Here is a 24,441-nt window from a genome sequence, read left to right as displayed (position 1 = left end):
AACGAAAGGATTTGTCGTGATGAACGCTGTGTCCACCGGTTCGACGGGGTCCACCGGTTCGACGGGGTCCACCACTTCGACGGGGCCCACCACTTCGACGGGGTCCACTGTGGCCGTTACGTCCTCCGAGCTGCTCGCCGCCGTCGCGTCGCGGGAGCTGGCCGGCAAGAACACCGTCTTCGCCGGGATCGGGCTGCCGACGCTGGCGGTGTCGCTGGCGCAGCTGACCGTCGCGCCCGGCGTCGAGATCGTCTACGAGTCCGGGGTGTGCGGGGCGCACCCGTCGCAGCTGCCGGAGACGATCGCCGACGCGGTGCTGATCACCGACTCCGAGGCGGTGCTGCCGATGACGGCGCTGTTCGGTTACGTCCTGCAGGGCGGCCGGATCGACGTCGGGTTCCTCGGCGCGGCGCAGATCGACAGGTGGGGCAACCTGAACTCGTCGGTCATCGGCGACTGGTACGCGCCGAAGGTGCGGCTGCCCGGCTCGGGCGGGGCGATGGAGGTGATGGCCAACTCCCGCGAGGTGTTCGTGGTGATGCGCCGCCACGACCCGCGTTCCTTCATGTCCGAACTGGACTTCTGCACCTCGCCGGGTCCGGACCGGGCGCTGCAGGACGGGATCCGGCCGCTGGGCGCGGGCGTCACGCGGGTGATCACCGACCTCGGCATCCTGGCGCGCGGCGGAGTCGGCGAGGAGCTGCGGCTGGTGGCGACGCATCCCGGCGTCACGGTGGACCAGGTCCGCGCGGCGACCGGCTGGGACCTCCAGGTGGCCGACGAGCTGACCACCATCGAGCCGCCCACGGCGGCGGAACTCCGCCTGCTCCGCGAGGACGTCGACCCGGACCGGGTCTACCTCCGCTGACCCGGCTGTACCTGGAGCAGGGTCTTGCCGATCACCTGGCGGTTCTGCATCGCCGCGTGGGCGTCGGCGGCGCGCTCCAGCGGGAAGGTCTGGCCGATGGTCGGGGTCAGCAATCCCGCCGCCGCCTGGGAAAGCGCCCCTTCCTTGCGCGGGCGCGCGGTCGCCGCGAAGCCGAAGAGCTGGTCGAGGCCGATCACGGCGACCCCACGGCGCTCGGCCTCCGCCTGGTCGATCTCGCTCGGCGCGCCGCTGGAGGCGCCGTGCACCGAGAACCGCCCGCCTCGCGCGGTCAGCTCGAACGCCTCCCGGCCGATGGCTCCGCCGATGCCGTCGAAGACCAGGTCCGGGCCCCGGCCGTCCGTCGCCGCCAGGACCTGTTCGCGCCAACCGGATTCCGAGTAGTCGACCGCCAGCTCGGCTCCCAGCGAGAGCACCAGCTCGCGCTTGCGCTCGCCCCTCGCCGCGCCGATGACGCGCGCGCCGGCGGCGTGCGCCAGCTGCACCAGCAGGCTGCCGACACCGCCACCGGCCGCCTCGACGAGCACCCACTCCCCCGGCTTGATCGCCGCGTTTTCGGCCAGGCCGATCGCCGTGGCGCCGTCGTCGAACAGCGCCGCCGCCTCCGCGAGCCCGAGCCCGTCCGGGACGGGGAACAGCGCGTCCTCGTCGGCGACCGCCTTCTCGGCGTTCCCGCCGAGCTCGTCGGCGGTGTGCGCGACCACCCGGCGGCCGATCCAGCTCGCGTCGACGCCGTCGCCGGCCGAAAGCACCGCTCCGGCCACCGTCGCGCCGGGCACGTACGGCAGCTCCGGCAGCGGTGGTCCCGGCGAGAAGCCCTGGCGCAGCTGGGTTTGGACGAAGTCGATGGCGGCGACCTCGACGCCGATCACGACCTGCCCGGCCCCGGCGACCGGATCGGGCGCCTCCCCCGCGACGAGCACCTCAGACCCACCGAACTCGCTCACCCGCACAACCCGCATGACCGCTCCTCAGAACTCCGTTGACTGCGCACCACTGTCCAACTTCGAGTGCGCTGAAGATCATCCGGCTGTGATCGGCATCTCAGCGACGCTCCGGGCGCAGCCTCGGCGATCCGCTGACGCCGTCAGGCCTTCCGCATCCGGTAGGCGCGTTGCTGGCAGGCGCGGGAGCAGTAGTCCCGTGGCCGCCCCTTCGCGGCGGACTCGATCGCCTTTCCGCACAAGGAGCACGTAGTTTCATCACGAATTTCATCACGAATATGCGCCTCAATGCCATCGAGCACGCGCCGCAGGCCGAACTCGAACGGGTCCAGCGGCTCGTCGAAACCGCCGTCCCGGTAGAGGCGGCTCAACGTCGGGTACCGGTCGAGGTGGTCGAACAGCGAAGTCCGCCCCGCCCACCACTCCTCGTGCCCGACACCGGAGCTCCGCTCCAGGCGCGCCGCCTCCACCAGCTGCCGGGCCGCGCTCTCCACGAACCCGCCGACGAGCGTCACCACCGCCACGACCCGCGCGGGTGGCAGCCCGCTCCGCGCCGCCGCGCCCAACGCCCGCTCGAAGCTCGCCACCGCGTTCGGCCCGGGCACCCGCCTAGGGCCTTCCGCCTCGACCAACCACGGATGTCGCCGGTAGAGCGCCAATCCGTCGCGCGCCCACGCTTCGAGCTCCGCCCGCCAGCCCGCCGCAGGCCCGGCTCCGGCAGCCGCCTGCCCCGCCATCGCCTCGTCGCGCATGAGATCGACCAGCTCCGCCTTGCCCGGCACGTGCCGGTAGAGCGCCATCGTGGTGAAGCCGAGCCGCTCGGCGACCCGCCGCATCGACACCGCGGCCAGCCCCTCGCCGTCGGCCAGCTCGATCGCGGCCCGCACGATCCGCGCCAGGTTGAGACCTCGCCGCGACTCGCCCAGCCACAGCAGCTCGGTGCTGCGTTCCGGATCTGCCACCACTCCTCCTCGCCATTCGTGGTACAAACCGAAGTGTATGCCATACACAAGAGAGGCATTGTCGATGATCTTCGTTGATCCTTCTGGTGACGACTCCGGCCCGGGCACGATCGAGCGCCCGTTCGCCACACTGGACCGGGCCCGCGCGGCGGCGGAGCCTGGCTCCGTGGTCAACCTCCGGGCGGGCACCTACCGCCTCACCGGGACGTTCTCGCTCTCGGCCGCCGACTCCGGGGTCGTCTACCAGGCATTCGGATACGGCACCGGAGCGCAGGAAGAGGTCGTGATCAGCGGCGGCCGGCAGATCAACGGCTGGCGGCAGGACGATGACGGTGTGTGCCGGGCAGCGGTCCCCGGATTGGCGACCCGCCAGCTCTACGTGGCCGGACGCCGCGCGCCGCGGGCGGCCATCGCGATCGACCAAGGCCTGGTCAGGACCGAGACCGGCTACGTCATCGCAGATCCCGCGCCCCGATCCTGGCAGGGCCAGGTCGAGTTCGTCTACCGGGGCGCCTACCCCTGGTCCGAAGCCCGCTGCCAGGCGTCGCGGATCTCGGGCGACGAGCAATCGACCACGATCACCATGGCGCAGCCCGCTTTCGCTTGGGCGGCGCAGCTGTACCGCGCGGTCATCACCTGGGACGACCCGAACGCCGGCGAACAGAACGGGCTCGACAGCCCGACCTCGGCCGAGAACAGCCCCGCATTCCTGACCGAGGGCACCTTCGCGCTCGCCGATGGGGTCCTGCACTACCTGCCGCGGCCCGGCGAGGAACTCGACGACGCCGTGGTGGCACCGGTGCTGGAAACCCTGTTGCACGCCCGAGATGTGCACGACATAGCCTTCCGCGGCATCACCTTCGCCGATGCGACGTGGCTGCGCCCGAGCTCGCCGGAGGGCTTCCTGCACTACCACGGCAACGGCTACCACGACGGCGGTCCGCTCCACACGATCGTCTTCGCCGACGGTCAAGGGCAGGTCGTCGTCCCCGGCGACGCCACGGCCATGCCCGGCAACGTGGTCTTCGAAAACTCCTCGCGGGTCGTGCTGGAAGGCTGCCGGTTCACGAGGCTGGGCGCGGTCGCGCTGGAATTCCGCGGTGACGGCGACGGAAACGCGTTGCGGGACAGCGTGATCGACGAGGTCGCCGGCGGCGGCCTGGTGATCGGCGAGGGCGCCCGCGGCCACCGGATCGAGAACAACCACATCCACCACATCGGACAGGACTACAGCGGTTCGCCGGCCGTTCTGCTGTCGGGCACCCGGGACACCGTCATCGCGCACAACCAGGTCAACGACGCACCGCACGCGGGCATCGTGGTCTACGAGGGGCATGGCACGCAGGTGCTGAACAACCTGGTGCACGACACGATGAAGGTCCTGGCCGATGGCGGCGGCATCTACGTGTCGGGAAGCCAGGGCAGTTCGCATGCCGACGGGGCGCTGATACGCGGCAACGTCGTCCGCGACACGATCCAGTCCTACAACTTCGGCCTCTACACCGACTACGGCGCCGCCTGGGTCACCGTGCAGGGCAACGTCGTCCACCGGGCCGACAGCCCGATCGCGCTGGAGGTGTCGCCGCCGCTGGAACACGTCGCGTTCATCGGCAACTTCTGGGACGCCGACCCCGGCGAACCCCCGGAAGGCGTGACGCTGGCCGACAACACGACGTTGCCGGCCGACGCCTTCGGCGATGATCCGTCGGTCGCCGGGATCATGACGGCCGCAGGCCGCACGCCGCGCGGCTGAACCCGGTCGCGCAGTCCGCTGGGTGCTCGCGGGCGCTCAGCGGACGTTGCGGCGGAGGCGGACCCGGTAGGAGTAGTGCTCCGGCAGGAAGTAGCTGACCGCCAGCTCGACGGGCTGGCCCGTCGTCGACTGGTACATGCGGTCGATCCGCAGCAGCGGCCGCTGCTGCTCGCAGCCGAGGTGTTCGGCGATCTCCGGCGTCGCCAAGCCCACCGTGATGCTCTGCTCGGCCTCCGCGATCGGGTCGGTCAGCCGGTCGTCGAGCAGCCCGATGATCGTCACGCCGCTGCGCGAGCCGGGCTCGGTCAGCTCCGGCACCGATTCGACGAGCTTGCCCACCGCCGGCGGCAGGAACACCGTCGTCAGGCAGAACGGCACGTCGTCGTGCAGCCGCCGGAACTCCAGGGTGTGCACCCGGTCGGACTGCAGCCGCAGGCGGCCCGCCGCGTCCAGGTCGACCTGCTGGCGCAGCGGGGTGATCAGCTCCATCGTGGTGTCGATCGACAGGCCCATCAGGTCGTCGATGGAACCGAACTGGCGCAGGTACTGCTCTTCCCGCGGCGCCGCGAAGGTGCCACGCCCCGGGATCCGGTAGACCATGCCCTCGGCGACGAGGTCCTGGAAGGCGCGGCGGACCGTCTGCCTGCTGACGCGGTGCGTCTCGGCGAGTTCCGCCTCGGTGGGCAGCCGTTTGCCCTCGGGGTAGTCGTGCTGCAGGATCGCCGCCCGCAGCTCCCGCGCCAGGCGCAGGTACGCGCTCTCCCGGCCATCGGTCCGCTGTGCCACTTTCACCTCCCGGCTTGTCGCCCATGACCGTAGCGGAAGCTCGTGAGTGCTCGTTCCGGTTCTTGCCGGAGCGAGCACTCACGAGCCCCGCGGGGCGCCGGCGTCAGGCGTCGAGGCCGCCGCGTTTGACCAGCTGCGCCGCGATGACGTTGCGCTGGATCTCGTTGGTGCCCTCGCCGACGATCATCAGCGGCGCGTCGCGGAAGTAGCGCTCCACGTCGAACTCCGTGGAATAGCCGTAGCCGCCGTGGATGCGCACCGCGTTCAGCGCGATCTCCATGGCCACCTCCGAGGCGAACAGCTTGGCCATGCCCGCCTCCATGTCCACCCGGCGGCCCGCGTCGTACTCCCGGGCGGCGTGCAGGGTGAGCTGGCGGGCGGCGGTGAGCTTGGTGGCCATGTCCGCCAGGTAGTTGCCCACCGACTGGTGCTGCCAGATCGCCTTGCCGAAGCTCTCCCGCTCCTGGGCGTAGCGAAGCGCGTCCTCCAGGGCCGCCTTGCCCACGCCCAGCGCCCGGGAGGCGACCTGGATGCGGCCGGTCTCCAGGCCCTTCATCATCTGCGCGAAGCCCCGGCCCTCCTCGGTGCCCAGCAGCGCCGAGGCCGGGGCGCGGTAGTCCTCGAAGGACAGTTCGCAGCTTTCCACGCCCTTGTAGCCGAGCTTGGGCAGGTCGCGGGAGACGGTCAGGCCCGGGCCGTGCTCGACGAGCAGGATCGAAATGCCCTTGTGGCCGGGCTTCGCGGCCGGGTCGGTCTTGCACATCAGCGCGATCAGCTTGGACCGGCGGGAGTTGGTGATCCAGGTCTTGGCGCCGTTGACCACGTAATCATCGCCGTCCCGCCGGGCGTTGGTGGTCATCGCCTGCAGGTCGGAGCCGCCGCCGGGCTCGGTCAGCGCCATCGTCGCGCGGATCTCGCCGGTGGCCATCTTCGGCAGGTACTTGCGCTTCTGCTCCTCGGTGCCGAAGTTCAGCAGCAGCTTGGACACCACGGTGTGACCGCCCATCGCGCCGGCCAGGCTCATCCAGCCGCGGGCCAGCTCCTCGACGATCAGCACGTAGCAGGGCGTGGAAACCGGTGTGCCGCCGTACTCCTCGGGGATCGCCAGCCCGAAGATGCCCAGTTCCTTCATCTGCTCGATGAGGGCCTCCGGGTAGGTGTTGGAGTGCTCCAGCTCCTGCACCACGGGCCTGACGGACTTGTCCACGAAGTCGCGCACCGTCTCCACGGCGAGCTTCTCGTCGGCGCTGAGGATGTCCAATGTGCTCAATGCATCGCTCCCTTGTGGTGAGCCTGGAAGTACGTTTTCACTCGACCGCTCCGGTGCGCGGGAACGTCCGCTGCAGCAGCTCGCGGACGGACTTCCAGTCCGCCGCCGCCAGCAGCCCGGGCACGTCCTCGCCGCAGGCGGTGAACTTCTCGCGCAGTTCCGCTTCGGTCGGCGGCCGCGACGGCGCGCCCGGCGGCTGCGCCAGGCTCACCCGCAGGGCCGGTCCGTCGTGTTCGACCTCGATGTCCACCTCGCCGGTGAGCAGGCCCTCCTCGCCCGAGGTGTAGGACACCTCGACCTGCCGCAGCAGGCGCTGGGCGCTCTCCCGGTTGACCGCGTCGTCGGTGAACGCGGCGAAGTCCGGGTAGTGGTCGAGCAGGGCGGTGGCCACCGCGTAGGGCAGGCTGAACTTGCCCTCCAGGCCGGTGCCGGGCCGGTCGTGGATCAGCGGTTTGACCGTCGGTTCCGGCGTGCTGACGCGCACGCCGCGCACCGCTCCCCGGATGTCGTGGCGGATGTCGCGCAGCGCGGCGATCGGCCGCTGCATCGCGTAGCAGCAGGGGTAGACCTTGATGGCCAGGCCGCCGGGCACCGCCGGGCCCGCCAGGTCCAGCCGGCCGGTGCCGCCGACCAGCTCCAGCCAGGCGTCGAGCGCGCTCGGGTCCGCCGTCGCACCCGCCCGCGCGAGCTCGGCCGCGCGAACCCCCGCCTGCGCGGCGAACCCGACCTGCAGCGACTTCCCGTGGGTGCCGAAGGCGTTCTGCACGCCGCCCGCGGCCGGGACGGCCAGCGCCATCGCGGTCGCCAGCTGCTCGGTGGACAGGCCCAGCGCGATTCCGGCCGCGACCGCGGCGGCCGGTGCGCCGGCCGTGCAGGTGGCGTGCCAGCCGGCCGAGTAGTGCGACCAGCCCAGTGCGCCGCCCAGGCGCGCCATCACGCCCGCGCCCGCCAGGTATGCCCGGGCGTCGCCGCCGGTGGCGAGCACGACCGGAACGGTCACGACGCTGATGTGCGTGGTCGACTCGATGTGCAGGTCGTCGAAGTCCAGCACGTGACCGATGGCCGCCCAGCGCGCCGCGTCCGGCAGCCCGGCCGCGATCCCGGTCAGCGGGTGGTTCCGGGCGGCCAGGGTGACCGCGGCGGTGTCGACGAGGGAGCGCTGGGCGAGCGCGAGATCCTCCGCGCCCGGTTCGAGCTCGGCCGCCCACTGCGCGAGGGACTCAGCGATGGATGCCATTGGGACCTTTCCGCCAGCGCCACGCCCTGCGGCGTCGCCACGTCGATCAACCGGACGCCAATCTTTGTACGGCCAAATGCATCGCCCGGTCAAGACCTACCGCCATTCGCCGGAAACCGCGACCTGTCGGCGGAATCACCGCCGACTCCGCAACCTCGTCGTTGACGCCGCGCGGCGGTGGGCACAGACTTGCCCACAGTTTGTACGGCCCAATCAGCGCAGCGGCCGGGCCGGCGCAGGCCCGGACCGGAAGGAGGACCCGTGCCCGGTCTCGACACCTACCTGCAGGGCTGGCGACCCGAGCCGCTGACGGAGGTGGACGCGCTGTCTCCCGAGCCGTCGCGGGCGCTGGCCGCGGTGCTGGAGACGCCGGCGGAGTTCGCCGATGCCGAGGCGCTGCCGCCGCTCTGGCATTGGGTGCACTTCCTGAGCTGGCCGCGGCACGACGAGCTCGGCCAGGACGGGCATCCGGCCGGCGGCCACTTCCTGCCGCCCATCCCCGACCGGCGCCGGATGTTCGCCGGCGGCCGCCTGACGATCACCGGCCCGCTGCGGCTGGGTGCCCCGGCCGAGCGCACGTCGTCGTTGTCCGACGTGGTGGTCAAGCAGGGCCGTTCCGGCGAGATGGCGTTCGTGACGGTGCGCGGCGAGTACCGGCAGGACGGCGAGGTCCGGTTCGTCGAGGAGCAGGATTTCGTCTACCGCAGCGGTGAAGGCGCCGCCAAGAGCCCGGGCTCGCCGCGCCCCGCCTCGCTGCCCGCCTCGGACGCGGCATGGCAGCAGCCCTTCACCGGCGACCCGGTGCGGCTGTTCCGGTTCAGCGCGCTGACCGCGAACTCGCACCGCATCCACTACGACGCGCCGTACGCGCGCGACGTCGAGGCGTACCCGGGCCTGGTCGTGCACGGCCCGATCCTGGTGCTGCTGATGAGCGAGCTGGCCCGGCGGCGGGAACCGGAACGCGAGATCGCGAGCATCGCCTACCGGCTGCGGCGCCCGGTGTTCGCCGGCGATCCGGTACTGGTCTGCGGCGGGCCGGACGGGAACATGACCGTGCGGACCGAGCCGGACGAGGTGATGGCCGAGGCGTCGGTGACCTTCCGCTGACCCGCTTCGCCGCAGGTCAGCGGCGAGATGCGATCAAGGGGCGACCCTGCCAGACTAGAACGCGTGTTCGAGTACTTGCTTGCGCAATCACCTTCGCCCGGGCGGGGCCGAAGGCGGTGACCACGCAACGACAGCTCTACCAGCGCCGCGCCGACCACGACCGCATCGCGCAGGCCGCCGAGTCGGTCCGCCGCCACGCCCGCAGGCAGCAGGCCGAGAGCGCGGTCGGCCGCGCGCCGATCGTGCCCGCCGACAGGTACGTGCTGGTCGGCTTCCTGGACGAGCTGGCGCTCGCCGCCGGCCGCGGCCAGCTGCCCGCCGACGTCCTCAGGGTCGGCCTCGAACTGTGCGAGAAGCTCATCGCGGAAACGCAGCAGGAGGACCCCGGCTGATCGATCAGGCGGAGAAGCGGGCCACGTAGCGCTTCTGCCAGGGCGTCTCGACCGCGCGGGAGTCGTAGTGCTCCCGGACGTAGGCGACCGCCTCGCCCGCCGGGACGCCGTCGATGACGGCCAGGCAGGCCAGCGCCGTGCCGGTCCGGCCCCGCCCACCGGCACACGCGAGCTCCACCCGCTCGGCACCGGCGCGTTCCCACGCTTCGCGCAGGACCTCGCGGGCCTGCGCCCGGTCGCCGGGCAGGCGGAAGTCCGGCCAGCGCAGCCAGCGACTCTCCCACTCGACCTCCGGCGGCGGCTTGCCGAGCAGGTAGACGCCGAAGGACGGCGCCGCCCCGGAAGGCGGCGGATTTCGCAGGCCGCGCCCTCTGACGAGGCGGCCGGACGGCAACCGGAGCACTCCAGCCCCGGCGAGATCCCACGAATCACCCACGAGGCCACCCTACGCGGCGGGCGAACTACTCGTGGTGAGCCATCCGGATTCGCCCCGCAAGCACATCGATGTCCACAGTGGCCAATCGGGGTTCCCGTTGCCGCAGCGGGATCAGAGCCGCACTTCGCCCTGGATGCGGGTGGCCGGAACGCTGCAGCGGCGGGGCGGCGCCGTGTTGTAGGCGAGGGTGCCGCCCGCGTGCTGGAGGCTGCGCGCCAGCGCGGCGGCGTGATCTCCGGCCTGCGCCAGGTGCGGACCGACGGTCGCCCAGCTCGCCAGGTCCCGGCGGGCCTGTTCGGCCAGGCGGCCGAGGAGTTCGGCGATCGCCGCCAGGTCGGCGAGGACGACGACCGGATCACCGGCCGCGCCGAGATCCGCGGCGCCCAGCGCGGTGCGGGCGTTGGCGATGTGCTGCTGCGGGTTCATGCCGGTCGCCCCCTCGACGGCCCGACTTCGGCGAACACCCGAATGTTCCCGCGCACCCCCGACAATTTTCGCGATTCCCGATGGCGGACCACTTCTCGGAGTGGTCCTGGTCCATCGCGGTGACTGTTTTCGCAGGCGTTGACCGGATTCCGCCGCCTCAGTATGGTCCAGACCACACCGCGCTCCGGGGAAGGCCCAGTCGATGAGCGGTCGTCGACAGGCCGGTCTCCTCCCGCTCCTCCGGCGCCGAGCGCCGCTCCGCCGACCGCCGATCCGGATTTCGGGGGGTACGCCGGCCGGGAACACCGGCCGCACCGACAAGGAGCTGAGATGAACTCGAAGCGAAAGCTCGCCGCCGCTGCCGTCGGCGCGGCGATCGCGCCCTTCCTGGTGGCGATACCCACCAGCACCGCCGGCGCGCACGGCTACATCGACTCGCCGCCGAGCCGCCAGGCCCAGTGCGCCGCCGGGACGGTGCCCTGCGGCGAGATCAAGTGGGAGCCGCAGAGCGTCGAGGGCCCGAAGGGCCTGACCAGCTGCAGCGGCGGGAACGGCCGGTTCTCCGACCTCGACGACGACGGCAAGGGCTGGAAGGCCACGCAGGTCGGCAACACGGTGAACTTCAACTGGACGATCACCGCCTCCCACGCCACCACGACCTGGGAGTACTTCATCGGTGGCAACCGCGTCGCGGTGTTCGACGACGGCGGCCAGCGGCCGCCGAACCGCTTCTCCCACACCGTCGACCTCGGCGGGGTGAGCGGCAAGCAGAAACTGCTCGCCGTCTGGAACATCGCCGACACCGCCAACGCCTTCTACGCCTGCGTCGACCTCAACGTGGGCTGACCGGCGAGGGGCCCTGCGCCTCCGGGGTGCCGCCCGGAGGCGCACGGGCACGTCAGCCCAGCAGTGCCGTGACGGTGAAAAGCACCGGCACCGAAAGGATCGTGGACAGCAGGATCGATTCGCGCGCCAGCCGCACGCCCACGTTGTAGCGCGAGGCGTAGACGAAGAGGTTCTGCGCCGCCGGGAGCGCGGAGATCACCACCGCCGCGAACAGCGCCGCGCCCTCCAGACCGAACAGGCCCGCGCCGATCGCCCAGGCGATCACCGGGTGCACCACCGACTTCAGGCCCACCGACAGCAGAACCGGCCAGCGCTCCGCGCCGCCTGCGGGCAACGAGCTGCCGCGCAACGAGATGCCGAACGCCAGCAGCACCGTCGGCACGGACAGGTGCCCGAGCAGGGTGATCGGCTCCAGCACCGGGGCCGGAATCCGCCAGCCGCTCAACGAGATCGCGACGCCGACCAGCGAGCAGATGACGATCGGGTTGCGGAACGGCGCGAGGATCCGCAGCCAGGCCGAGGAACGCTCCCCGCCCTGCGAGAAGTCGATCACTGTCAGCCCGATCGGCGTCATGACCAGCAGCTGGAACAGCATCACCGGCGCGATCAGGCTCGCGTCGCCGAGCACGTAGACGGCGATCGGGATGCCGAGGTTGCCGGCGTTGACGTAGCTGGAGCACAGCGCGCCGATGGTCGTGCGCCGGATGTTCCACCTGCGCAGCAGGCCGACCAGTACGAACAGGCCCGCTGCGGCGAACGTGCTCAGCGCGCTGACCAGCAGCGGGGTGGAGAAGATGATCGAGACGTCGGATTCCGAGAGCATTTGCAGCAGCAGCGCGGGAGTTCCGACGTAGAACGACAACCGGGTCAGCGCCTCGCGCGCGTTCTCGCCGAGCAGCTCGCCGCGGCCCAGCAGGTAGCCGATCAGCACGATGGCGGCGATGACGCCGAAGCCCTGGATCACACCGGACACGACGCCTCCGCTCCCCGGTGCACGCGAATTCCACAGTGGACGATGATGACGGCCGGGCGGCGCCGGGCCACCCGCTCTCGGGCGCGAGGCATGCTTCGTCTTCCGGGCTGGTTCCGACTAGTTGTTTAGCGATCCTAAGCGATCTAGGTCGCCGCTACCCCGCCGGAATGGCGATGCTCACAGCCGATCACGCGGCGTCGCCGGCCGGAATCTCCTCGAGCGGGCGGATGTCGGTGCGCCCGGTCGAGCTGGGCGCGCCGCCGGGCAGCTTCACCGCCTTCGTCAGCGGGCCCGGACTCCAAAGCCCCCAATGCGTTTCGCGGTGGACCTCCATCGCGGCCTCCGCCGGCAGCGCGTCCACCTCGTAGGCGTCCACCAGGTACAGCGTGCCCCAGTCGCGGTGCAGGTCGCCCTTGAGGTAGGTCGGCATCGTCCGCACGCTGCCCGCCACGTTGAGCCAGCCGAACGGGCCGCCGGCGCCCGGCGCCGACCAGCTCTGGCCCATGTCGCGCATGATCCCGCCGCCGGCCACCCGGAACCGCGGCAGCTCGGCGACCCCGTTGTGCAGGCGCGCCAGGTTCAGGCACGGGTGCACCAGCGCGGCGGTCCACTCCACGAAGGTCGGCGCGTCGCCGACCACCTGCGTCATGCTGGTCAGCCGCGGGACGCGCGGCGCGCTGACGGCGATCCAGCCGCCGGAATCGATCTTGCGGTCCACGGCCACCACGCGGATCTTGGTCGCGTCGCTCACGACGAACCGGCGGTCGAACCACATGCCGCTGAGCTGGGCGACGTCGACGCGGCCCAGGATCTCGAAGCCCTCCGGGGTGTCCCGGCCCCATTCGACGCCGAGCGCGTTCACGCCCGTCGCGTCGCCGCCGAAGGACAACACCACCGGGGCCTCGCCGCTGGTGGCCTGCGGGGGCAGGTCGAACCACGGCGTGCGCAGCTCGCCGGTGAGCGGCCCGTCGGCGGCGTAAGTGCCCCACACCGGCGCGTCGTCGCCGCCGAACCCGAACGGCGGGGTCCAGTGCTTGCCCTCCGGGTAGCCGAAGCGGTGGAAACCCGTTGCGGTGGCGGCGAGGTAGTCGCCGGGCTTCTGCTCGGTGCGGCGGCTCGCCGACACCGCGCTCTCGGTCCGCGGCTGGATGTGCGACTGCGCCAGCACGCCGCTGCGCGGATCGGTCTCGACGCCGACGTAGTCGGAGAGCCCGCAGCTGGAACCGGCGAGCTGCTTGACGTTGTCCGCGCCGAGGCTGTAGCCGTCGCGCTGCCGCTGCATGCCCGCCGCGAACAGCGCCACCTCGCCGACCAGCAGGATCGCGCAGGTGAACGTCAGCGGGGCGGCGCCGAGGCTGAGCACCCGCCGCCGTGCCTCCGGCGTGATCACCGGCAGTTCGTCGTGCCGCAGGTGCTCGACCATGGCGACGATGCCGGCGATCGCCGCGGCCGCCAGGAAGTACGTGCTCGCGCTGCGCCCGTCGAGGCTCGGCGCCCGGTCGAACCACGGCACGCCCCAGCCGGAGACGTACCACCAGGAATTCGTGCCGGTGACCGAGAACGCGCAGATGACCATGAGGCCGGCGAAGAACCCGGCCCTGTTGCGCCGGGACCGCAGCACCGCCGCGCTCGTCGCCAGCGCCGTCAGCGCGGCCACCACCGCGCCGATCCCGGCGAGCATCCCGAAGTGGTGCGTGTGCTTCGTCGGGGTCATGGCCAGCACCACGAAGCTCAGCGCGGCGACCGCCAGCACGCGACGGCTCGGGCCGAGCGCGGCGCCCCGGATCTTGCCCCGGCGCAGCAGCACGACGCCGCTGGCCACGATGCACAGGATGAGCAGCAGCACGGGGAACCGACGCGTCAGCGACCCGTCCGGCCACGGCCCGAACAACCGGTCGTAGCGGCTGAGCTCCTCGAACCACTGCTCGTTCGGCCCGAACTTGGTCTTCAGCGCCACCGAATCCAGCACGGACTGCAGCGTCTGGTCGAAGAAGACGCCGACCAGGATCACCAGCCCGGCAGCCGCGACGGGAGCCAGCACCGGCAGCGCGCCGCGTTCCCGCACCCGCTGCCACAGCATCCGGAGCAGCGGCTTGGCGGCCACGACGAACGGCAGGATCGCCACCATGCCGTGCGGGTTCGCCCCCAGGCCCAGCGCCGCCGCGAGCAGCCCGAGCGCGGCGGGCGTCAGCCGCCGGGTGGCCACCGCGCGTTCGACCGCGCACAGCGAGAGCAGGAAGAACGCCACGACGACCGGTTCCGGGCGGAGGCCGTTGTTGTACGGCAGCCAGAAGGCCAGGAACACCGCGGCGGCGGCCCAGCCCGCGGACTCGCTGCGGCGCACCTGCTGCCCGAGCCGCGGCAGCACACCGCGGCTGACGAGCAGCCAGCTGACGACGCCGAGGAACAACGCGGGCAACCGCACCCACGGCGTCGCGGGCGAGATCTGCACCCACAGCGCGTAGAGCTCGTAGAACCAGCCGAACGGCGATTCCGGGTTGCTGAACCAGCGGAAGTAGTTGGTGACGTACCCGGCGCTGTCGGAGGCGCGCAGCATGGTCAGGATGTAGCCGTCGTCGGCGGTCATCGCGCCGATCAACCACCACACGCCCAGCGCGCCGAGGACGACCACGTCGCGGACCTTCGGCCGCCACCACCGCTCGGGCGCCCAGCGCGGCGCGCGGCGGACCTCCATGCTCCGCAACGCCACCATCGAGCCGAGGAACGCCAGGACGGCCAGCACCATCACGGCGACCTTCAGCGGCGTCGCCTGGGTCGCGAAGCGGTTGTCCACCCGCGCCTCGAAGGACAGGCCGCGGACGTCGTCGGCCGCCGCGTCGAGCTGCGAGTAGATGCCGGTCAGCTGGGGCCGGGTGTCGCCGGGCACGGCGGCCAGCGCGACCCCGCCCACCGCGGCCTGCATGCCGGCGGCGTCCGAGCGCACCGAGATCGAGCAGTCGCCCGCGGGCAGCGCGGCGGTGCCGGCCTGATGCCCCCTGGACCACAGCGCGACCTGCCCGCCGTCGACCTGCAGCGTGAGCCCGGTCAGCCCGCCGTACTCCGACGACGGCGCGTTGGTGGCGACCAGCACGCCCGGGCCGTCGATGCGCGCGTCCAGGCTGCGCGCCGCCGCGCACGGCACCTCCGCCGCGAGCCACAGCGGCGCGTGACCGACCAGCGGCGCCGACACCGATTCGGTGCCCCGCGCGGTCGGCCACCGCAGCGTCGTGATTTCGTGCTCGACGGGCAGGAACGGCACCGCGAGCGCCAGCAGCGCGGAGAACAGGCCCAGCACAGCCGCCCAGCGGCGCGCCGATTTCGACGCCGGTCCACGACGCGTGACCTGCATGGACCGCTCAGTCACGCGACCGCCACCTCTGCTTCCCGAAAAGTCCCAACCCGAAGAGCTTAGAGAGGCGCGCCGACGAGGCGACAACCGGCGGAACCTGATCGCGCTACGCACCCGGCCCGGCACGCAGCGCGATCTTCCCGCCGGCACCGGTGAATGTGCGGCGGCTCTCGGGGGCTGGGCTGTCCGGGTGGAAGCGGTCCACTGCGGACGGCGCCTTCACTACCGTGATCAGCATGACTTTCACGTTGATCAAAGGAACTTTCCGGATCATCGGCGCCTCGCCCGACGGCGACTCGATCCGCTTCTACCCCACCGACCCGAAGGCGTTCGCCAAGGCGGGCCTGTCCGTACGGCTGAACTCGCGCGGCGGCGCCCAGCTCCGATTAGAGGGCATCGACGCGCCGGAGACGCACTACCGGCCGCAAGCGCGCGGCAGCGAGATGTGGCACCAGCCGGCCGGACCGGCGAACGCCGCCTGGGAGGCGCTGCTGGCGCACCTGGGTTTCACCGCTTTCGAGCGCAACGACGACGGCGCGGTCACGGCGAGCACCCCCGAAGAGGCGCCCGGCCACATCCTGACCCGGTTCGCGGACAAGTACGGCCGGGCGGTGGCCTTCGCCTTCCCCGGCCGGCGACCGGGCCGCTCCACCGATGGCGGCGACGTCCACCTCGACCCGAAGGGCCTGCAGGCGTCGGCGAACCACGCGCTGCTGACCGCGGGCCTGGTGTATCCGACCTTCTACTCCAAACTGTTCCCCGACCTGCGCCAGAGCATGGCCGAGGCCGCGATCGCCGCCCGGAACGCGAAGCAGGGCGTGTGGGCGGCGGACGCGACGCTGGAAGGGCTGCGGGTGCGCTCCCGCGAGCAGCTCCAGGACGAGGCGGTGCTGCTGCCGAAGCTGTTCCGGCGGCTGGCCGACTACCTCGAACTGGAGGAGTCCGGCGGGGCGTCGCTGGGCGGCTTCGCCGAGTACCTCGACACCCGCGACGACCGGCTGTTCACGGTCCCGGACGGCCACGCCACCGAGCTGGAAACCCTCGTCGAGGTCCGCCGCCAGAACATCCGCCTGACGGTCGAGCCGGAGCGGATCGTCTTCACCGAGGCCTGATCACCGGCCCACCCCGATCACCGCGTCGACGACGTCCTGCACGACGATGCGGGTGTTCAACCGGTCGCGCTGCTGGTGAACCCGGAGCGCGACGTGCGGCGCATCGCCCGGTAGGGGTTTCGCCTCGTGTCTCCGGCCGGGTGAGAATGGGCCGGTCGGAGCACCAGGGGGGATGTCGTGGGCGAGCGCAGCGGGGCGGGAGCGCCGAGCGTGGCGTCCAGGCTGTTCCGGATCCTGGAGACCTTCTCGCCGGAGCGGCCGGCCCTGACGCTGTCGGCGATCAGCCGCCAGAGCGGCCTGTCTCTGACCACCACGCACCGCCTGGTCGGCGAGCTCGCCGGGTGGGGCGCGCTGGAGCGGGACGACGACGGCTGCTACCGCATCGGGCTGCGGATCTACGAGCTCGCCGCGCTGACCCCGCGCGGCACGTTCCTGCGCGAGGTCGCCATGCCGTTCCTCGGCGACCTCTACGAGGCCACCCGGCAGAACGCGCAGCTCGGCGTCCTCGACGGCCACGAGGTCGTCTACCTGGAGCGCATTTCCGGCCGGGATGCCGTGCCGGTGGTGTCCCGGCCGGGCGGCAGGCTGCCGCTGCACGCCACCGGCGTCGGCCTCGTCCTGCTCGCGCACGCCGACCGCGAGCTGCAGGAGGCGGTCCTGGAGGGACCGCTGAAGCGGTTCACGGACCTGACGATCGCCGACCCGCGACGGCTGCGCGGAGTCCTCGCCGACGTCCGGAAGAACGGCTTCGCGATCAGCGACCGGCAGATCGAGCTGTCCACCCTCTCGGTGGCGGCCCCGGTCCGCGGCGATGCGGACAACGTGATCGCGGCGCTGTCCCTGGTGGTCCCGGCCGGGACCAGCGACCCGATGACGCTGGTCCCAGCGGTCCGGGCGGCCGCCCGCGGCCTCTCCCGGGCGCTCGGCTCTCCCCGAGCCGCAGCCCTGCCCCCGACGGCCCGCCACGAGCACGCGTGAGTGGAAAACAGGGCTGGAACCCGCCTACGCACTCACGACGTCTCCTCGTCCAACACGGCAGCGGACAGTGAGCGCGCCTCGGCGTTCAAGAACCGAGCAGGCGACTGTCGAACCCAGCTAACACGAGCCGGTCGTACGCACGCGCCACGTCATCCGGAACATCCTGCTCGACAGCGAACCCGAGCTTCGGATATTCGACGATCCGCTGGAGGTCACCGACCAGCATGTCGATGACCAACCGCTCGTCCCCCACAGCCCGCACGTAGTCGTCGAGCGACAACGGCTCCGAAGCACAAACGATGTCGACTTCCGGCCAGACCTTCCGGCAGGTGGCAAAGGCCCGGCGCTGCATGTACGGCTTGGAGATCAACAACACTGAGTCGACCCCGACAGACCGCGCCGCGAGAAGTTCCCGCGACAAAGCGATGTTCTCGCCGGTGTTGGTCGCGTGCGGCTCGACGAGGATCGAAGAATCGGGAACACCCAGCTCGACGGCACGCTCCCGGAAGTGCACGGCCTCACCACGAGGAAACCGCGCAGCCGTCGTCGGGCTGTTGCCCCCAGTGAACACGAGAACCGGAAAAAGCTGCTCCTGGTAGAGCTCGGCGGCGAAAGTCGCGACGCCGAGATCATGACTCCCCAACCCGAGGCCCACCGAACACGGTCGGACCACATGCCCCATCTGGTGGTAATCCCAAATCAGCACCGCATCTCGACGATCGCCATCGGTGATCCCCCGAACCGCACTGGTCACACGCTCTCCCTCAACGACCTGCTCCAGCCGACGCTGCCTGCTCCACTGACCGGCGAATGTTCTCAATGCTTCCCAATTGATGCGCCAGTTGGTGACGGAGTGCCATCGCATCGTAGCCGTCTCCCCAAGCATGATCAGCCCAGCGTCTCTGGCGAGCTTGTCACTGGTCAGCACATGGGCATGCGCCGTGTTCAACCGAACCTGCTGCATTGGCGAGCTCCCTGCACCGTTAGTCCGCGCAAGTTCAATGCACCGCAGCGCTTGATCAATTTTCCCCGATCCTCTATGCGCCAGTGCGATCTTTTGCTGAGCAACGGACCAGTCTTCGAACTCATCGATCAACTCAAATTGGCAAGCCGCTTGGGTCATCACACGAGTGGCGTAGTCGTAGTTGCCTTGCTTACTTAGCGCCGTTCCTACCCAAAGCTGCGCACGAACCCTATCCCGTTCGCACAGCCTGTCATCCGCAGACAAGGACTCGTAGCAACGCGCCGCAGAGCGCAGATGCCCCTTCATCTCCATCACGACAGCAAGGGACAGGTCGGCCTGCGCTGCGCGTCTTGGTATGTCGAGCTGCCCGAAGACATCGCGTGCCCGACGATATGTCCGCTCTGCCGAACCAGCCCCGTGCATGATCCCTTGGTCTCTCTGCGAATCAGCAAGCAGCATCATCGATCGCCCGAAGAGATACATCCCTTTGGCATCCAGGTGATCGAGGCGGAACCGGGTAATCCACCGGTTGAGCAGCCGATCAGCGAGTTGGAAATCCTGCCTGCTCAGGCTGACGCTTGCACGCTCCAGATCTTCGAACCACGTTTCGTACTCCCAGCTACGCGGCACCACGCCGCCCGGAATCTGTCCAGCCGCCTCCCCTGAAGGGGCGAGGAGCAGTTCGAACCTTGCCTGGACTGCAGAATCCGCACGGCTGAGCGCGGTGTCCAGGAGACCCTGCGTTTCCAGGAAGGGGCGGATACGTTCACCTAGCGCCTCCCACTTCGACACTGTGCGCGCCGCGACACCCAAGTGCTCCGCAAAGGCACGAACGCTCATCCGCAGCGCCTGCCTCAACGCCTTAGCCTCTCGGCCGCTCCATTGCCGGACAGCTGCCACTACGTTCCTCCCTCACCTCGATCTCATGGAACCACGTGCGCACTTATCGCTACAGCGGCAGTGCAGCAAGAGTGCAACACCAGATCATTCCCGCCACGCCCGCCTGACCGCATGCTGAGTACCGGCAAAAGCATGCCATGCAGCATCAAATTCACAGCTCGCATCCGGGACGACCACCGAACGGACCACGCGATGCCGATCCCTCCTCCCGGCATCGCACGCGAGCTGGTCCCGAGCTCCTGTGACCCCGACGCAGTCGAGCTCGGGGCCAGCGGCTACCCGACAAAAGCTCGATCAGAAAGAGAGAAGGGATTCACGTGCCGACGACGACGCATACGTGCGGGGATTGCAAGGGACAGGGTTGCGGGAAGTGCGACTGGACCGGGTCTATCACGATTGTGGATGACTGATCATGTTGGAGTGGGCCGACATTTCCGCCGTCGCCGTGCCCGAGACCGTCACCTTCCACAGCGGGAAGTCCGTCACCTTCTACCGGATTCCCGCCGTTCGCAAGGGGCCGCTGGTCCGGCGGGACCGGCGCGGCGCGTACCTGGTGTACATGTACTCCTACTTTGTTTTCCGCTGGTACGCGGGCGAAAGCACCGTGCGGATCTACCACGGCGACATCGACTGCTCCGATGAGTACCCGCTGCCCTGGACGGTCGAGATCGACACCGAATGGGATCCCAGCACGCTCACCCGGCGCGCGCAGCAATGGGCACGCGACCACTGCGCTCAGTTCGAGAAGAAGAAACGAGGCTGACATGCTCAGCTACAACCGCTGGACCGATCAAAACGGCACCGTGCACATCATCCGACCCGACACCAGCCCGGCGCTTGCCATGTGCCGCCAGGTCGTCGACGGCGAACCCGCCCATTCCCGCGTCGGCTGCGAAACCTGCGTGCTGACCACCGCGGTCGAACTGGAGAACAAACGACTGGAGGAAATTCGCTCCCGACTCGTTCGGGAACGGGAAGCCGCTCTCGCCGAAGGACCGTGAAGACTCCCCGTGAGCGGCCGAAACGGGGTCGTGGGGTTTCGGCCGGCGCCATGAACCCGCGCAGCCCGAAAGACTCACGGCCCGTACCACTACGTCAGCGGACCGGCTTTCCTGAACGGCTGAACACCCACAGCCGCATCACGGCGAAGCGGGTGGTGCCGCCGATGACGCTCAGCGCGGCGACAGCGGCGGCCTCCGCGACGCTGGAGGGATCCTCGACGGCCAGCCCCAGCAGGCCCAGCGCGATGTTGTTGGACACGCAGTAGAACGCGAACACCGCGAGGGTCTGCAGGTGCATCCGGACTCGGTGCTCGTGGCGGGCGGCGAACGCGAAGTGCCGGTGCGCCGCGCTGCTGGCCGCGGTCGTGATCAGCAGCGAGCAGAAGTTCGAGGCACCGACCGGGAAAATGCCCCGCAGCAGCACGTAGAGCACCGCGTTCGCCGTGGTGGCGAGCACGCCGACGACGGTGAACAGCACGGCCTGACCGACGACGTCGTCGCGCTTGGCCGGGCGAACCCGATCGACCGCACCGGGGGTGACCGCCTTCGGTTCGCGCGCAGCCACGCCCTTCATCGACCCCACTCCAACGCGACGGTTCAGATCTGCGGTCAAGCTAGTTCGGCCGTGCGGGAGGGCCGCGTGAACAACCTGGAAGAACGCTGGGAACGGCGGCCGCCCTCCCGGGCCCGCCGGCGCATGTGACCCATTGTGTTCGACCCGTCACGGATCAGGATTCGACCGATCTGGTGATCTTGGGGCCGACGAGCGAGGACATCGTCCGGCAGCCGAAGATCACGAGCCGGCCCCTTGACTCCGGCCGACCGGGCACGCAGACTCCCAGAAATTTCCGAAGTATACTTCCGCATTGGGGAATTGGGAGGCCGACGTGGCTCAGCCAGCGTCGCCGGTCCAGCGCGGCCGCGTGTCGAGGGTGCTTTCCTCGCTGTTCGTCCAGGTGCTCATCGCAGCCGTCATCGGCATCGCCGTCGGCCACTTCTGGCCCGAGTTCGGCGGCGCCCTCAAGCCGATCGGCGACGGGTTCATCCGGCTGATCAAGATGGTGATCGCGCCGCTGATCTTCTGCGTGGTCGTGGTCGGCATCGCCAAGGCCGGCGACATGCGCTCGGTCGGGCGGATCGGGCTCAAGGCGCTGATCTACTTCGAGGTGGTCACCACCGCCGCCCTCGCCCTCGGCCTCGTCGCCGGGAACCTCGTCCGGCCCGGCGCGGGGCTGGACATCGACCCGGCGACGCTGGACACCTCCGGCGTGACCGCCAAGACGCACGGCGAGCAGATGCCCGGTCCGGCCGAGTTCGTGCTGCACATGATCCCGGAGAGCGCGGTGGCGGCCTTCGCCGACAACGAGCTGCTGCAGGTCCTGCTGCTGGCGGTGCTGTTCGCCGCTGGGCTGCTGCACATCGGGATCGGGCGCGCGCCGCAGGTGTTCGCCTTCATCGAGCAGACCGGCGAGATCATCTTCAAGATCATCGGCTACGTGATGCGGCTGGCCCCGATCGCGGTGTTCGGTTCGATGGCCTACCTCATCGGCCAGTACGGGCTGTCCTCGCTGAGCACCTACGCCACCCTGATCGGCGCCTGCTACGGCGCGGCACTGCTGTTCTGCGTCGTGCTCGGCGCGCTGCTCAAGGCGTTCACCGGCCTGAGCATCTGGAAGTTCCTGCGCTACACGCGGGAGGAATTCGCGCTGGCCATCGGTACCGCGTCCAGCGAGGTCGTGATGCCGCGGATCATGGAGAAGCTCGAACGCGCGGGCTGCCGCAAGGAAGCGGTCGGCCTGGTCATCCCGACCGGGTACTCGTTCAACCTCGACGGCGCGTCCATCTACCTGTCGCTGGCGACGCTGTTCATGGCCCAGGCCGTCGGCGTGGACCTCACCATCGGGCAGCAGATCACCGTGGTGCTGGTGCTGGTCCTCACCTCCAAGGGCATGGCCGGCATCCCCGGCTCGGCGTTCATCGCGCTGTCCGCGACGGCCTCGGCGGTCGGCGTCATCCCGGTGGCCGCGGTCGCCCTGATGCTCGGCGCGGACCGGATCATGGACACCATGCGGGTGGTGACCAACCTGCTGGGCAACTGCGTGGCGACGTTCATCGTGTCCAAGTGGGACGGAGCGCTCGATCGCGACCGGGCCGTCGCCACCCTCGCCGACCCGGCGTCCGCTCCCCCGCTCCCCCGCGAGGAGGACGAACCCGCCAAGGCCTGACCGGCCCGCGCCGGGCGCGTGTCGGGCCGGGCTCCGGTGGGTATTGCCGGGGCGGGTGACGCGGGAGGTCCGGGTGGAACTCGTCGAGGAGACGCCGTACCGGTTCCGGATCGAACGGCACGGCGAGATGCGCGTGCCGGGGGTCGTCTTCGCCTCTCGGCGGTTGCTGCCGCCGAAGGGCGACGGCGCGCTCGACCAGGTCGTGAACGTCGCAACGCTGCCCGGCATCGTCGGCGCTTCCTACGCCATGCCGGACATGCACTGGGGCTACGGGTTCCCGATCGGCGGCGTCGCCGCCACCGATGTCCGCGCCGGCGGCGTCGTCTCGCCCGGCGGCGTCGGATTCGACATCTCCTGCGGGGTGCGGCTGCTGGCCGCCGAGCTGGACCGGTCGGACTTCCGCCGGGTGGCGGAGCGGATCATGAACGGGCTCAGCCGGGCGACGCCCCGCGGGGCGGGTCGCGGCGCGGTGTGGGAGCTGCCCCGCGAGGCTCTCGAACGAGTGCTGGAAGAGGGTTGCCACTACGCCGTCGCGCGCGGGCGCGGCACGCCGCGCGACCTGGAGCGCTGCGAGGACGGCGGCGCGATGGCCGACGCGGAGCCGGGACGGGTGAGCGCGCGGGCGCGGGACCGCGGTCTGGGGCAGCTCGGCAGCCTGGGTTCCGGCAACCACTTCCTGGAGGTCCAGGCCGTCACCGAGATCTACGACGAGGGCATCGCCGGGGTGTTCGGGCTCCGCCTCGACCAGCTGTGCGTGATGATCCACTGCGGGTCGCGCGGGCTGGGCCACCAGATCTGCACCGACCACCTGCGGAGCATGGACGAGAGCATGGCCGACCACGGCCTGGTCGTGCCCGATCGGCAGCTGGCCTGCACGCCGGTCGATTCGCCGGCCGGCCGCGCCTACCTCGGCGCGATGGCGGCCGCGGCGAACTACGCCCGCGCGAACCGGCACGTGCTCGGCGTGGCCGCCGGCGAGGTGCTGGAGAAGGTGACCGGCTGCGGTCTCGACCTCGTCTACGACATCTCGCACAACCTCGCCAAGATCGAGGCGCACGAGGTGGAAGGTCAGCGGCGAACCCTGTGCGTCCACCGCAAGGGCGCCACGCGGGCGCTGCCGCCCGGGCACCCGGAACTGCCGCCGGGCCTGCGGGAGGCGGGGCAGCCGGTGCTGATCCCCGGCTCGATGGGCACCGCGTCGTACGTGCTCGCAGGCGTGCCGACCGGCGACGCGTTCTTCTCGACGTGCCACGGCGCGGGGCGCACGCAGAGCCGCCACCAGGCGGTCCGCACCATCGATGCCCACCAGCTGCGCCGCGAGCTGGAGCACGACGGCATCGTCGTGCGCGGCAGCTCCGCTCGCGGGTTGGCCGAGGAGGCACCGACCGCCTACAAGGACGTCGACGCGGTCGTCGCCGTCGCCGAGGGAGCCGGGTTGTGCCGCCGGATCGCCAGGCTCGTGCCGCTGGGCGTGGTGAAGGGGTGACCGGCGGCTTCCGCTTCCTGCCGCACACCGCCGACATCCGGTTCGAGGCGTGGGGCTCGACGCGGGACGACTGCCTGGTCGCCGCGGCCCGCGCCCTGGTGGCCTCCTTCGTCGAATTCCCCGCGGGCGCGGCGGAAAGCACCAGGACCGCCGAGCTCGCCGGCACCGACGAGCAGCTCCTGCTCGCGGTGCTCGACGAGATCATCTACCTGCTGGACGCCGAGGGCGTGGTGCCGCTGGACATCGGCGTCGCGCCGCGACCCACCGGAATCGCCCTGGAACTGGGCGTTGTCGCCGTGGCGCGCGCGGAGATCGTCGGCGCGACACCCAAAGCCGTTGCGCTGCACGGCCTGCACATCGGCCACGGCGACCGGGGCTGGCGTTGCGCCGCGACGGTCGACGTCTGAG

Annotated in this window: 24 protein-coding genes; 12 read left to right on the top strand and 12 right to left on the bottom strand. The window is 70.7% G+C overall.

Features of this window, described 5'->3' with window-relative positions:
• The first annotated feature begins 19 nt into the window (after positions 1-19).
• Entirely contained in the window at positions 20-868 is an 849-nt protein-coding gene (locus AC07EQ_RS03830; protein WP_478386417.1) for a CoA-transferase subunit beta, read from the top strand.
• Here the strand turns inward: AC07EQ_RS03830 and AC07EQ_RS03825 are convergent.
• Together AC07EQ_RS03825 and AC07EQ_RS03820 are read right to left on the bottom strand one after the other, a co-directional pair.
• The gene (locus AC07EQ_RS03825) at positions 856-1,848 is read right to left on the bottom strand and encodes a zinc-binding dehydrogenase (RefSeq protein ID WP_478386416.1); all 993 of its coding nucleotides are present in this window, start codon (positions 1,846-1,848) and stop codon (positions 856-858) included. The genes AC07EQ_RS03830 and AC07EQ_RS03825 overlap by 13 nt on opposite strands.
• Positions 1,849-1,973: 125 nt before the next feature.
• The gene (locus AC07EQ_RS03820) at positions 1,974-2,792 is read right to left on the bottom strand and encodes a TetR/AcrR family transcriptional regulator (protein WP_478386415.1); all 819 of its coding nucleotides are present in this window, start codon (positions 2,790-2,792) and stop codon (positions 1,974-1,976) included.
• 64 nt (positions 2,793-2,856) lie between these two features.
• On the opposite strand from AC07EQ_RS03820, the gene AC07EQ_RS03815 reads away from it, so the two are divergent.
• Complete coding sequence (locus tag AC07EQ_RS03815; RefSeq protein WP_478386414.1) at positions 2,857-4,545, top strand: right-handed parallel beta-helix repeat-containing protein; 1,689 nt, start codon at positions 2,857-2,859, stop codon at positions 4,543-4,545.
• Positions 4,546-4,581: 36 nt separating this feature from the next.
• Here AC07EQ_RS03815 and AC07EQ_RS03810 read toward each other — a convergent pair whose 3' ends face one another.
• The 3 genes from AC07EQ_RS03810 to AC07EQ_RS03800 form a co-directional block, all read right to left on the bottom strand.
• Positions 4,582-5,331, bottom strand: a complete 750-nt coding sequence (locus AC07EQ_RS03810; RefSeq protein WP_478386413.1) for a GntR family transcriptional regulator — start codon at positions 5,329-5,331, stop codon at positions 4,582-4,584.
• Between the two features lie 103 nt (positions 5,332-5,434).
• Positions 5,435-6,601 (bottom strand): acyl-CoA dehydrogenase family protein, encoded by a 1,167-nt coding sequence (locus AC07EQ_RS03805; protein ID WP_478386412.1) that lies wholly within the window; start codon positions 6,599-6,601, stop codon positions 5,435-5,437.
• A 37-nt stretch (positions 6,602-6,638) separates the two neighbouring features.
• Complete coding sequence (locus AC07EQ_RS03800) at positions 6,639-7,838, bottom strand: MmgE/PrpD family protein (protein ID WP_478386411.1); 1,200 nt, start codon at positions 7,836-7,838, stop codon at positions 6,639-6,641.
• A 261-nt stretch (positions 7,839-8,099) separates the two neighbouring features.
• Here AC07EQ_RS03800 and AC07EQ_RS03795 point away from each other — a divergent pair, with 261 nt between their 5' ends.
• Positions 8,100-8,945: an HTD2 family dehydratase gene (locus AC07EQ_RS03795; protein ID WP_478386410.1), complete on the top strand. Its 846-nt coding sequence runs from the start codon at positions 8,100-8,102 to the stop codon at positions 8,943-8,945.
• Between the two features lie 116 nt (positions 8,946-9,061).
• A complete protein-coding gene (locus AC07EQ_RS03790; RefSeq protein WP_478386409.1) occupies positions 9,062-9,337 on the top strand; it encodes a hypothetical protein in 276 nt (91 codons plus the stop codon).
• Positions 9,338-9,341: 4 nt separating this feature from the next.
• Here the strand turns inward: AC07EQ_RS03790 and AC07EQ_RS03785 are convergent, their stop codons facing one another.
• Both AC07EQ_RS03785 and AC07EQ_RS03780 read right to left on the bottom strand, forming a co-directional pair.
• Positions 9,342-9,773, bottom strand: coding sequence for a protein-tyrosine phosphatase family protein (locus tag AC07EQ_RS03785; protein WP_478386408.1), 432 nt, complete (start codon positions 9,771-9,773; stop codon positions 9,342-9,344).
• A gap of 111 nt (positions 9,774-9,884) precedes the next feature.
• Entirely contained in the window at positions 9,885-10,199 is a 315-nt protein-coding gene (locus AC07EQ_RS03780) for a hypothetical protein (RefSeq protein WP_478386407.1), read from the bottom strand.
• 330 nt (positions 10,200-10,529) lie between these two features.
• On the opposite strand from AC07EQ_RS03780, the gene AC07EQ_RS03775 reads away from it, so the two are divergent.
• On the top strand, positions 10,530-11,045 hold the full coding sequence (locus AC07EQ_RS03775; RefSeq protein WP_478386406.1) for a lytic polysaccharide monooxygenase auxiliary activity family 9 protein: 516 nt from the start codon (positions 10,530-10,532) through the stop codon (positions 11,043-11,045).
• Positions 11,046-11,097: 52 nt separating this feature from the next.
• On the opposite strand, the gene AC07EQ_RS03770 is transcribed toward AC07EQ_RS03775, so the two are convergent.
• From AC07EQ_RS03770 to AC07EQ_RS03760, 3 genes are all read right to left on the bottom strand, one after another.
• Positions 11,098-12,018 carry an AEC family transporter gene (locus AC07EQ_RS03770; RefSeq protein ID WP_478386405.1) on the bottom strand — a complete coding sequence of 307 codons (921 nt, stop codon included), beginning with the start codon at positions 12,016-12,018 and terminating at the stop codon, positions 11,098-11,100.
• Between the two features lie 187 nt (positions 12,019-12,205).
• Positions 12,206-15,382 carry an arabinosyltransferase domain-containing protein gene (locus AC07EQ_RS03765; RefSeq protein WP_478386404.1) on the bottom strand — a complete coding sequence of 1,059 codons (3,177 nt, stop codon included), beginning with the start codon at positions 15,380-15,382 and terminating at the stop codon, positions 12,206-12,208.
• A gap of 91 nt (positions 15,383-15,473) precedes the next feature.
• The gene (locus AC07EQ_RS03760; RefSeq protein WP_478386403.1) at positions 15,474-15,605 is read right to left on the bottom strand and encodes a hypothetical protein; all 132 of its coding nucleotides are present in this window, start codon (positions 15,603-15,605) and stop codon (positions 15,474-15,476) included.
• Between AC07EQ_RS03760 and AC07EQ_RS03755 the strand changes: the two genes are divergently transcribed.
• Together AC07EQ_RS03755 and AC07EQ_RS03750 are read left to right on the top strand one after the other, a co-directional pair.
• Complete coding sequence (locus AC07EQ_RS03755) at positions 15,604-16,479, top strand: nuclease (RefSeq protein ID WP_478386402.1); 876 nt, start codon at positions 15,604-15,606, stop codon at positions 16,477-16,479. The two genes, AC07EQ_RS03760 and AC07EQ_RS03755, sit on opposite strands and share 2 nt — an antisense overlap.
• Before the next feature lie 177 nt (positions 16,480-16,656).
• On the top strand, positions 16,657-17,457 hold the full coding sequence (locus tag AC07EQ_RS03750) for an IclR family transcriptional regulator (RefSeq protein ID WP_478386401.1): 801 nt from the start codon (positions 16,657-16,659) through the stop codon (positions 17,455-17,457).
• Between the two features lie 85 nt (positions 17,458-17,542).
• Here the strand turns inward: AC07EQ_RS03750 and AC07EQ_RS03745 are convergent, their stop codons facing one another.
• Complete coding sequence (locus AC07EQ_RS03745; protein WP_478386400.1) at positions 17,543-19,279, bottom strand: ElyC/SanA/YdcF family protein; 1,737 nt, start codon at positions 19,277-19,279, stop codon at positions 17,543-17,545.
• A gap of 454 nt (positions 19,280-19,733) precedes the next feature.
• On the opposite strand from AC07EQ_RS03745, the gene AC07EQ_RS03740 reads away from it, so the two are divergent.
• Together AC07EQ_RS03740 and AC07EQ_RS03735 are read left to right on the top strand one after the other, a co-directional pair.
• Positions 19,734-20,084 (top strand): hypothetical protein, encoded by a 351-nt coding sequence (locus tag AC07EQ_RS03740; protein ID WP_478386399.1) that lies wholly within the window; start codon positions 19,734-19,736, stop codon positions 20,082-20,084.
• A gap of 1 nt (position 20,085) precedes the next feature.
• Positions 20,086-20,322 (top strand): hypothetical protein, encoded by a 237-nt coding sequence (locus tag AC07EQ_RS03735; RefSeq protein ID WP_478386398.1) that lies wholly within the window; start codon positions 20,086-20,088, stop codon positions 20,320-20,322.
• A gap of 94 nt (positions 20,323-20,416) precedes the next feature.
• Here the strand turns inward: AC07EQ_RS03735 and AC07EQ_RS03730 are convergent, their stop codons facing one another.
• Positions 20,417-20,896 (bottom strand): GtrA family protein, encoded by a 480-nt coding sequence (locus AC07EQ_RS03730; protein WP_478386397.1) that lies wholly within the window; start codon positions 20,894-20,896, stop codon positions 20,417-20,419.
• A 313-nt stretch (positions 20,897-21,209) separates the two neighbouring features.
• On the opposite strand from AC07EQ_RS03730, the gene dctA reads away from it, so the two are divergent.
• The 3 genes from dctA to AC07EQ_RS03715 are packed head-to-tail and all read left to right on the top strand — an operon-like array spanning position 21,210 to position 24,440.
• A complete protein-coding gene (dctA, locus tag AC07EQ_RS03725; RefSeq protein ID WP_478386396.1) occupies positions 21,210-22,547 on the top strand; it encodes a C4-dicarboxylate transporter DctA in 1,338 nt (445 codons plus the stop codon).
• Positions 22,548-22,602: 55 nt separating this feature from the next.
• The gene (locus tag AC07EQ_RS03720) at positions 22,603-24,033 is read left to right on the top strand and encodes an RtcB family protein (RefSeq protein WP_478386395.1); all 1,431 of its coding nucleotides are present in this window, start codon (positions 22,603-22,605) and stop codon (positions 24,031-24,033) included.
• Positions 24,030-24,440 (top strand): archease, encoded by a 411-nt coding sequence (locus AC07EQ_RS03715; protein WP_478386394.1) that lies wholly within the window; start codon positions 24,030-24,032, stop codon positions 24,438-24,440. Before AC07EQ_RS03720 ends, AC07EQ_RS03715 begins: the two co-directional genes overlap by 4 nt.
• The last annotated feature ends 1 nt before the right edge of the window (position 24,441 follow it).

This window comes from Saccharopolyspora sp. NPDC045839, from assembly GCF_056431645.1.
This window is presented reverse-complemented; position numbering and strand designations above follow the sequence as displayed.

Bases quoted from the DNA above. Each gene is read 5' to 3' on its own strand.
- AC07EQ_RS03760 (WP_478386403.1), bottom strand. From the start codon at position 15,605: ATGCTGATCACGGTAGTGAAGGCGCCGTCCGCAGTGGACCGCTTCCAC.
- AC07EQ_RS03800 (WP_478386411.1), bottom strand. From the start codon at position 7,838: ATGGCATCCATCGCTGAGTCCCTCGCGCAGTGGGCGGCCGAGCTCGAA.
- AC07EQ_RS03780 (WP_478386407.1), bottom strand. From the start codon at position 10,199: ATGAACCCGCAGCAGCACATCGCCAACGCCCGCACCGCGCTGGGCGCC.
- AC07EQ_RS03740 (WP_478386399.1), top strand. From the start codon at position 19,734: ATGTTGGAGTGGGCCGACATTTCCGCCGTCGCCGTGCCCGAGACCGTC.
- AC07EQ_RS03775 (WP_478386406.1), top strand. From the start codon at position 10,530: ATGAACTCGAAGCGAAAGCTCGCCGCCGCTGCCGTCGGCGCGGCGATC.
- AC07EQ_RS03735 (WP_478386398.1), top strand. From the start codon at position 20,086: ATGCTCAGCTACAACCGCTGGACCGATCAAAACGGCACCGTGCACATC.
- AC07EQ_RS03825 (WP_478386416.1), bottom strand. From the start codon at position 1,848: ATGCGGGTTGTGCGGGTGAGCGAGTTCGGTGGGTCTGAGGTGCTCGTC.
- AC07EQ_RS03815 (WP_478386414.1), top strand. From the start codon at position 2,857: ATGATCTTCGTTGATCCTTCTGGTGACGACTCCGGCCCGGGCACGATC.
- AC07EQ_RS03755 (WP_478386402.1), top strand. From the start codon at position 15,604: ATGACTTTCACGTTGATCAAAGGAACTTTCCGGATCATCGGCGCCTCG.
- AC07EQ_RS03730 (WP_478386397.1), bottom strand. From the start codon at position 20,896: ATGAAGGGCGTGGCTGCGCGCGAACCGAAGGCGGTCACCCCCGGTGCG.
- AC07EQ_RS03830 (WP_478386417.1), top strand. From the start codon at position 20: ATGAACGCTGTGTCCACCGGTTCGACGGGGTCCACCGGTTCGACGGGG.